Origin of the sequence: uncultured Aggregatibacter sp. (genome assembly GCF_901873365.1) — a bacterium.
Taxonomy (GTDB): Bacteria; Pseudomonadota; Gammaproteobacteria; order Enterobacterales; family Pasteurellaceae; genus Aggregatibacter.
Genome location: NZ_CABFLM010000120.1, coordinates 1 through 2,462 on the forward strand (window position 1 = coordinate 1; position 2,462 = coordinate 2,462).

2 protein-coding genes and 2 pseudogenes are annotated in these 2,462 nt (G+C 30.7%); all 4 read right to left on the reverse strand.

What is annotated here, in order from left to right; genetic code table 11:
- Window positions 1–508, reverse strand: a pseudogene (locus tag QZ106_RS09775) (flippase); the annotation flags it as partial.
- 7 nt (window positions 509–515) lie between these two features.
- The gene (locus tag QZ106_RS09780) at window positions 516–1,016 is read right to left on the reverse strand and encodes a serine O-acetyltransferase (protein WP_295976637.1); all 501 of its coding nucleotides are present in this window, start codon (window positions 1,014–1,016) and stop codon (window positions 516–518) included.
- The gene (gene neuC / locus QZ106_RS09785) at window positions 1,016–2,185 is read right to left on the reverse strand and encodes a UDP-N-acetylglucosamine 2-epimerase (RefSeq protein ID WP_295976638.1); all 1,170 of its coding nucleotides are present in this window, start codon (window positions 2,183–2,185) and stop codon (window positions 1,016–1,018) included. The genes QZ106_RS09780 and neuC overlap by 1 nt, the downstream gene beginning before the upstream one ends.
- A pseudogene (locus tag QZ106_RS09790) lies at window positions 2,182–2,462 on the reverse strand (acylneuraminate cytidylyltransferase); the annotation flags it as partial. The gene neuC and the pseudogene QZ106_RS09790, both read right to left, overlap by 4 nt.

The following is a 2,462-nucleotide window of genomic DNA, read 5'->3' on the forward strand; positions in this document are numbered from 1 at the left end:
AGTTACCTAAGAACAACGCAATAAATCGCTTTTCAACAAGATTATCTTGATAAAACTCTAAAAATAGTACTGTTAATAAAGTTGTTAGTAATGCGCTTCCAATTTGAATTAGAGTATATGAAATTGCCTTCTTCTCACACTGTTTTATACATAATTGAACTGTTAAGAAAGTTTGAAAAATGGAGATAAGAATTAAATATGCTAAAATTTCAGAATGAAAAAAATAGCAAAATAATAATCCCAATAACCCTATAAACAAGGCATAAGCATATCCTGAAAATAAAACTAAATTTATCGATCGTTTTCCATAAAAATAAAAATATCTTGTAACAGCACCTTCTTGACTAAAACTAATAATAATGAGTAAAGATAGTATTGTTTGATAATAGGACAATTCCCCAAATCCATTTACACCTAACTTTCTAGATAAATAAGGTAATAATATAAATGGAAAAATCTTAGCAACTATCTCTCCTATTAAGTAAATAACACTATCTTTTAAAATCATAAATTTATTATTTAGAAATGAATTTATTAAAACCAACAACCGTTGTGTTATCCGGAACATCTATTGTGACTACAGCATTAGCACCTATAATGCAGTTTTTACCAATAGTAACATCACCTAAAATCTTCGCTCCACATCCAATAATTGTATTTTCACCAACAATTTGTTGACATGGTATTCCTCTTTTTTCCTTTTCATCAAATCTTAGAGCACCTAGAGTCACATTTTGGTGAATAATAACCCCATCAGATAAAATGGCACCACCACCTATTACAATTCCTGTAGGATGTCGGAAAATCACATTTCCTAATTGGCAACTTGGTGTAATATCACAAGCAAACTTATAGAATATTTTCTTGTGTAAGAAGAAAACAAAAAGCTTATTAATACTACAAATAATCTTATGATTTCTATAATTCTCTACATGTCTATTAAAACGCTGCATTAACGTAATCAAAGAAACAAGTTCTTCATTTAATGATTTTAGGAAAATTTTATGTAATTTCATTATTGCTTCTCTAAATCATAAAACCGTTTTGGTTTATATTTATTCTCATCAGCTAAAAACTGCTTAATTATCTCATAAGCCTTTTCTGCTGAGTTTCCCTGATAATAAGGGTTTACCATTTCAGACAAGCGTTTTTGGAAATCATTAGATAATAAATGTTGAATCCCTTGTTCAATAGATTGTCGGTTACTTTCTACATCAATAACTGATTCACCACGAACACGTCCCTCTTGCCTTTTCCCAATATTCACTGTCCCTACTTCTAAAGAAGGCGCTTCTAACAAACCTGATGAACTATTACCTATTAACCCTTTTGAGTACTTAATTAAAGCTAAATATTCCTCCGGTTTTACCGATGTAAAAAATGAAAATTGATTTTCTTCAGTATAGCGTTTAATTTTTTCAAAAATTACATCAGAATGTGTATCAGAATTTGAACCAATAAATACAAATTGATAATCTTTCTTGAAAGTATCTAATGCTAAAAGAAGCTGATCAACTTGCTCTTCTACAGATTGTCCAGTAATAGTTTCAGGATGAAATGCAACCATAAAATACGGTTTATTTTGCAAATTTAACTTAGAAAACAACCGCTCTTTTGATGGTAATTCTAAACTTAGTCCATTTTCAGCCCCAAGAGAACCAATGTTATGCACACTTTCAGGAGATTCGCCAAGTTGAATTACTCGTTTACGATATACATCTGTCGCTGTAAGGTGCAGTTTTGCCATTTTTGTAATACAGTGGCGAATAAACTCATCATAATTGCCTAATGTTTGCTCGCCACCATGCAAATGAATTAATGGAATGTTATGCATTGCAGCAGCCGTTGCAACAGAGAGCATTTCATAACGATCACCAAGTACTATTGCTGCATCATAACGGTTTTGCTGGAAGTGCTTACCGAATAAATCTAATGTTTCTGCCATAGAAGTCAGAATAGTTTGATTATTTTGGCTATCTAACTTAACAGGAATTTTTTCGCTAATCCTAAAACCATCTTGTTCAATAATTTTGACGGTATTCCCATATTGCGAATCAAGGTGCATTGCAGTGACAATTAAAGAAAAATCTAATGTGATATCCTCTTGTAAACGCTTTAATAAGCGTTTTACGATACCATATTCCGCACGGGAACCTGTTACATAGGCAATTCTTTTTTTTATCATAATTCTGATTTAATAATTTTTTCTAATAATTGATAGCCTTGTTCACTTAAGTGTAAACCATCATTGGTGTAATCTAGGTTTAATTTTCCATATTGATCACTAAAGTGGTTATCGAGAGCAATCCATTTTATTTCTTCAAGATTTTCTTTTAAAAATGAATTAAGTTCTCTAATCACTGTATTATTACGATCAACACGAAAAGCAACAGGAGTAATTTCTAAGAAATAAAGCTGAATCTTATTATTGATTACTTTTAGTTTTTTTATAACTTCCTGAA